Raw genomic sequence first — 6107 nt, 5'->3', positions numbered from 1 at the left:
GAGTGATGTGAATGCGGTGTTCTGGTCATGAAATGAAGCTGTCGGGCAGTTAGCCATCAAAGAATTGGATGCGACAACAATTCTGACACCCGGGGCATCATCAAGGTGGACCTCAAGAGTGAATTGTTTAGCTACCATCTTGACGAGCGCGCCTTGACGCATGCGCGCTTGATGGATGGCAAACTATTGCTGGTGACCAATGCGCCGGACTTTGCGCCCGCTGAGGTCATCAAACGCTACAAGTCGCTGGCCGATATTGAGCGCGGGTTTCGGGTGCTCAAGTCCGAGATCGAGATTGGGCCGATCTACCACCGCTTGCCCGAGCGCATTCGCGCCCACGCAGCGATCTGCCTCATGGCGCTGATTCTGTACCGGGTGATGCGATCGAGATTGCGGGCGAGCGCCACCCCCATCTCACCGGAGCGCGCGCTGGACAAGCTGCGCCGGATTCAGCATCACCAAGTGACGCTCAACAACACGCAACCGGTGACCGGCCTGTCCACGGTCAACCAGGAACACTCAGATATTTTGTCTGCACTGACTGTCAAAAAACCCACTCTGAACACCCAGTTGACCCTTTTCTAGTGGAGCGATTGCATCGCACTCCTATATGGATCAATGACTTACGCGTTTAACTGTCGAGGTCGGGGGACTTCGATCGTCAAGGCATTCAACGACTTCGTCTGGGGCCCGCCCATGCCGGGGCTGATTCTCGGCACCGGCCTGTTTCTTCAGCTGCGTTCAAGATGATGCCGATTTTGCGCATCGTCACCGGCTTTCGCATGGTCCGAAAAGGCCGCAAACCCGAGTCGGGCGCCAAGGGTGAAATCATTCCCTATGCCGCCTTGACAACCGCGCTGGCCGCTACCGTGGGACACGGCAATATTGCCGGCGTTGCCACGGCCATTGTCATGGGCGGGTCGGGCACGCGTTCTGGATGTGGAGGATAGCGCTGGTCGGCATGGCCACCAAGTGCACCGAGGTGTTGCTGTCAATGCATTTTCGCAAATCCGACGAGTATGGCGAGCGGAGGGGCGGACCCATGTTTGCCATCAAGTACGGTCTGGGCAAGCGCAGGGCCTGGCTATGCGCGGTCTTTACGTTGTTCGGCGGCCTGGCCGGCTTTGGCATACGCGACATGGTGCAGTCCAACACTGCATTGCCGCCGTGCTTACCGCCAGTTTTGCCATCTCGCCCTGGGTATCGGGCGTGGTGTAGATGGTGTTTGCCTGCCCCACCCTTCTGGGTTGGGCCGATTACGTTGAAAAATGCTGGGCCTACCTGTTCGGCAGCTAAGTCGAAATGCCTTACCGCGCGTTCAGGACGCTGTTTGTGATGGTTGACTCGGTCACGCACCTGGACTTTGTCTGGCTGTTGGCCAACGCCCTGAACGCCTGCATGGCTTTTCCCAACCTGGTGTCGCTGGTGCTGCTGTCGCCGGTGGTGAGGAAGGTCACCACCGACTACTTTGCGGGCAAGGCCCAATCGGTGCCAGTGCGCTACAAGATGGCGGCTTCCAAGTGAAGTCATCACGAAGCTGAGGGCGCTGCTGGCTCAGTCGTCGGCAGAGGCGTCCAGGCCCGGAAACAGCACCTCGGTGTAGCCGAACTGGCTCAGGTCGCGAATGCGCATAGGGTACAGTTTGCCGATCAGGTGGTCGCATTCATGCTGCACCACGCGCGCATGAAAACCGTCCACTGTGCGGTCGATCGGGTCGCCATACTGGTCAAAGCCGGTGTAGCGGATGTGCGAGAAACGCGGCACCATGCCGCGCAGGCCGGGCACCGACAGGCAACCTTCCCAGTCGCTTTCCTCCTCCACGCCCAGTGGTGTGATGACCGGATTGACCAGCACGGTGCGCGGCACGACCGGCGCATCAGGGTAGCGCGGGTTCAGCTGGTCGCTGCCAAAAATCACCACCTGCAGGTCTTCGCCAATCTGCGGGGCTGCCAGGCCGGCGCCATTGACCGACTGCATGGTGTAGAACATGTCCGAGATCAGGACATGCAGTGCGTCGGTATCGAAGGCTGCCACGGGTTGGGCGATACGCAAAAGCCGCGCATCGCCCATTTTGAGAATTTCACGAATGGTCATGGCCGCAAGCATAGCGGCTGACGGCACCTGGCGCCCATGCGCTCGAAACATCGCCTCACGTCAAATGCGCTACGAACCAGGCTGCTGCCTGCGCTTGGGCCCAGTGCCACGGCTGGCGTGGCTTTGGCTGCACCCCGAGCAGGCCAAGAAAGCATAAATTCGTCAAGCGCCCGGTCGCAGGAGCACTTTGGTCCAGCCATCCTTGCGCTCATCGAAATTCTTGTAGGCTTCAGGCGCCTGGTCCAGCGGCAGCTCATGTGAAACGATGAACGACGGCTTGGCCTTACCGGCCTCGATCAAGTCGCGCAACGGGCGGTTGTAGGCCTTGACATTGGACTGGCCGGTGCCGATCTTTTGGCCTTTCATCCAGAACTGGCCAAAGTCGAACGCCATCTGCCCCTGCTTTGCCAGCTCGTCCTTGGCGCCCGGGTCTTCGGCAATAAAGACGCCGACCACGCCTATGCCACCAGTAGCCCGCACTGTTTTCACAAGGTTGTTCATGGTCAGGTTGGGTACTTCGTTGCGATGTTTGTCGCAGCACTGGTAGCCGACGCACTCGCAGCCACGGTCGGCACCCTGGCCCTTGGTCAGCGCCAGAATCTGGTCGACGCAGGAACCGTCAGAGTCATCAATGGGAATAGCGCCGGCTTTCTCCGCCAGGGCAAGGCGGTCCTTGTGCGTATCGACCACCATGATCTTGCTGGCGCCCTTGATGGCCGCGGAATGCGCGGCCATCAGGCCGACCGGCCCCGCGCCGTAAATGACAACTGACTCGCCCGGCCGAACGCCGGCCAGCTCGGTGGCGTGGTAGCCGGTCGGAAAGATGTCCGACAGCATCACGTAGTCGTTTTCCTTCTCCTGAGCGTCGGGCGGCAACTTCAGGCAGTTGAAGTCGGCGTAGGGAACGCGCAGGTATTCGGCCTGGCCGCCGCTGTATGGGCCCATGCCGGCAAATCCATAAGCCGCGCCCGCTGTTCCAGGGTTGGCAGTGAGGCAAAAACCGGTCAGGCCACGCTCGCAGTTCTTGCAAAAGCCGCAGCCAATGTTGAACGGCAGGCAGACCCGGTCGCCGATTTTGATCCGATCGACCGCGTTGCCCACTTCAACCACTTCGCCAAGATTTTCGTGGCCCAGAATGCGGCCTGTTTCCATATCGGTACGGCCTTCATACATGTGCAGGTCCGAACCACAAATATTGGTCACGGTAATCTTGACCAGCACATCGGTAGGGCGTTCGATTTTGGCGTCGGGCACCTCCTTGACGCGGACGTCGCGCGGACCCTGGTAGACCAGTGCTTTCATGGTGGATTTCCTTTGAAGTTGCCGATTGGAATGGTGTTTGTAGCCGCACCGGCAGGTGGACCACAAGCTCGCAACCTTAGTGACCGTGCATTCGGCCGCTTGTAAGCCAGTGCCAGGGGATCTCGTAAGTCGGAAAGCGGAAAAATACTGCGCGTCAGCCGTTCCCCCGTATAAAAATTTAATGAAAACAGCCGCCAGCGCAATGAATATGGGCGCAAGCAGCTACATTTTTAATAGCATCAATGCGAGCCCCGGATTACGCATGCGGTTAACCCGACCGGCAAGAAAATTAAAACCAGTTTCAACCCGGCAGCCCCTGCAGCAGCGTCAGCAAGACCTCCTCATCGATCACTGCAACGCCGAGCGCCTCGGCCTTGACGAGCTTGCTGCCAGCCTCCGCGCCAGCCACGACGTAATCGGTCTTCTTGCTGACCGAGCCGGCCACCTTGCCGCCGGCCAACTCAATCATGTCCTTGGCCTCGTCACGGCTCAAACCAGGCAAGGTTCCGGTGATCACAAAGGTCTTGCCCGACAGCGGCTTGGGCGCGACGGCAGCGGGCGCGCCCTCTTCCCACGTCACGCCACTAGCACGCAGTTGCTCGACCACTTCGCGGTTGTGCAGCTGGTCAAAGAAGGTGCGGATGCTTTTGGCGACGATGGGGCCAACATCGGCAACCTCCAGCAATTGCGCTTCGCTCGCATCCATGATGCTGTCCAGCTGGCCAAAATGGCGGGCCAGCGCCTTGGCGGTCGCCTCGCCCACATGCCTGATGCCCAGCCCAAAGACAAAGCGTGGCAGGGTGGTGTGCTTAGACTTTTCCAGCGCAGCCACCAAGTTGTTGGCCGACTTGTCCGCCATGCGGTCCAGGCTGGCCAGCGAGGTGAAGCCCAGCTTGTACAAGTCAGGCAGCGTGCGGATGACGCCCGCATCAACCAGTTGCTCGACCAGCTTGTCGCCCAGGCCTTCGACCTCGACCGCCCGCTTGTGGGCGAAGTGCAGGATGGCTTCCTTGCGCTGGGCGGCGCAGAACAGGCCGCCGGTGCAGCGGTAATCCGCCTCGCCCTCTTCCCGAACGGCCTCTGAGCCGCAGACCGGGCACTGGCGCGGCATTCGGAACTGCAGCGCGTCCAGCACCCGGCGCTCCAGCAGCACGCTGACCACCTCGGGAATCACGTCGCCGGCGCGCCGCACAATGACCGTGTCGCCGACGCGAACATCCTTGCGCCGTGCCTCGTCCTCGTTGTGCAGCGTGGCATTGGTCACCGTCACGCCGCCGACAAACACCGGCGCCAGCTTGGCCACCGGCGTCAGCTTGCCGGTGCGCCCGACCTGGATGTCGATGCCCAGCACCGTGGTCAGCTGCTCCTGCGCCGGGTATTTGTGTGCCACCGCCCAGCGCGGCTCGCGGCTGACAAAACCCATCCGGCGTTGCAGCGCCAGGCTGTTGACCTTGTAGACCACGCCGTCAATGTCATACGGCAGGCGGTCCCGCTGCTGGCGGATGCTGTCGTGAAACGCTATCAGTTCAGTAGCGCCTTGTGCAAGCCGGGTCTGCGCTGCGACCGGAAAACCCCATGATTTTAGGGTTTGCAGCAGCGCGTAATGGGTTCCGAACGCCACGCCGCCTTGCTCGGGCGGCGTGACCTCGCCCACGCCATAGGCAAAAAAGCTGAGCCGTCGCGCGGCGGCAATCGCCGGGTCGAGCTGGCGCACGCCGCCGGCCGCTGCATTGCGCGGGTTGACAAAGGTTTTTTCGCCCTTGGCGCCCTGCGCAATCTTTTCTCGCTGGCGCTCATTCAGCGCGTCGAATTCGTCGCGGCGCATATAGACTTCACCGCGCACTTCGAGTACCGCAGGGATGGCAAAGATGGGCAACGAATTCAGAAAGTCAGGGACCACGGAGCCACCATCTTCCCCAGCAAGGGCCACGGAACCGGCTTCGCCGGGCCGTAGGCGCAGCGCCCCCTCGGGGGGCAGCGAACCACGCGAATCAGGGACCGTAGAGCCACCATATTCCCCAGCAGGGGCCACGGAACCGGCTTCGCCGGGCCGTAGGCGCAGCGCCCCCTCGGGGGGCAGCGAACCACGCGAAGCGGGGAGCGTGGGGGCATTTATTCTGAGCGGAATCTGCCGGATGGTGCGGATGTTCTGCGTCACGTCCTCGCCCATCTCGCCGTCGCCACGCGTGGCGGCCTGCACCAGCACGCCATGTTCATAACGCAGGCTCATGGCCAGGCCATCGAACTTGAGTTCGGCCACGTACTCGACCGGCGGGTCGGATTCCTTCAAGCCCAGTTCCTTGCGCACCCGGTTGTCGAAATTCCGGGCACCGCTGGCCTCGGTGTCGGTTTCGGTGCGGATGCTGAGCATCGGAATCCGGTGGCGCACCGTGGCGAACTGGCCAAGAGGCTTGCTGCCGACCCGCTGCGTGGGCGAATCCGGGCGCTGGAGTTCGGGATGCGCCGCTTCGAGCGCCTGCAGTTCCCGGAACAACCGGTCGTATTCGCTGTCAGGAATGCTGGGCTCGTCAAGCACGTAGTAGCGCTGCGCGTGCAGGTCGAGTTCGGCGCGCAGGGCAGCGATGCGCTCGGGTGCCGGCACGGCTTCTTGCCCCACAGGCTGCGGCGTAGGCTGGGCGAACAGGTCAGGAGTGGCCATGGAGAGGTCGGGATGCTTCAAAAAAATCGGCCGCCTCAGGCAGCCGGAAAAT

4 protein-coding genes and 2 pseudogenes are annotated in these 6107 nt (G+C 61.6%); 3 read left to right on the top strand and 3 right to left on the bottom strand.

Features of this window, described 5'->3' with window-relative positions; translation table 11 throughout:
• Positions 1 to 42 precede the first annotated feature (42 nt).
• The 3 genes and pseudogenes from IWX85_RS01740 to IWX85_RS20250 all read left to right on the top strand — a co-directional run.
• A pseudogene (locus tag IWX85_RS01740) lies at positions 43 to 585 on the top strand (IS1634 family transposase); the annotation flags it as partial.
• A gap of 161 nt (positions 586 to 746) precedes the next feature.
• A pseudogene (locus tag IWX85_RS20865) lies at positions 747 to 1336 on the top strand (alanine:cation symporter family protein).
• Complete coding sequence (locus IWX85_RS20250; RefSeq protein WP_231379447.1) at positions 1303 to 1524, top strand: alanine:cation symporter family protein; 222 nt, start codon at positions 1303 to 1305, stop codon at positions 1522 to 1524. Before IWX85_RS20865 ends, IWX85_RS20250 begins: the two are co-directional and overlap by 34 nt.
• Positions 1525 to 1554: 30 nt before the next feature.
• Here the strand turns inward: IWX85_RS20250 and def are convergent, their stop codons facing one another.
• The 3 genes from def to ligA form a co-directional block, all read right to left on the bottom strand.
• Complete coding sequence (gene def, locus IWX85_RS01730) at positions 1555 to 2094, bottom strand: peptide deformylase (protein WP_036813809.1); 540 nt, start codon at positions 2092 to 2094, stop codon at positions 1555 to 1557.
• A gap of 162 nt (positions 2095 to 2256) precedes the next feature.
• Positions 2257 to 3396: a glutathione-independent formaldehyde dehydrogenase gene (locus IWX85_RS01725; RefSeq protein ID WP_196868524.1), complete on the bottom strand. Its 1140-nt coding sequence runs from the start codon at positions 3394 to 3396 to the stop codon at positions 2257 to 2259.
• A 301-nt stretch (positions 3397 to 3697) separates the two neighbouring features.
• Entirely contained in the window at positions 3698 to 6055 is a 2358-nt protein-coding gene (gene ligA / locus IWX85_RS01720; protein ID WP_196868523.1) for an NAD-dependent DNA ligase LigA, read from the bottom strand.
• Positions 6056 to 6107 lie beyond the last annotated feature (52 nt).

It is taken from the genome of Polaromonas sp. CG_9.11, assembly GCF_015752225.1.
Lineage (GTDB): Bacteria > Pseudomonadota > Gammaproteobacteria > Burkholderiales > Burkholderiaceae_C > Polaromonas.
This window is presented reverse-complemented; position numbering and strand designations above follow the sequence as displayed.

Coding starts and splice junctions, on each gene's coding strand:
- IWX85_RS20250 (WP_231379447.1), top strand. CDS start 1,303: ATGCCTTACCGCGCGTTCAGGACGCTGTTTGTGATGGTTGACTCGGTC.
- IWX85_RS01725 (WP_196868524.1), bottom strand. CDS start 3,396: ATGAAAGCACTGGTCTACCAGGGTCCGCGCGACGTCCGCGTCAAGGAG.
- ligA (WP_196868523.1), bottom strand. CDS start 6,055: ATGGCCACTCCTGACCTGTTCGCCCAGCCTACGCCGCAGCCTGTGGGG.
- def (WP_036813809.1), bottom strand. CDS start 2,094: ATGACCATTCGTGAAATTCTCAAAATGGGCGATGCGCGGCTTTTGCGT.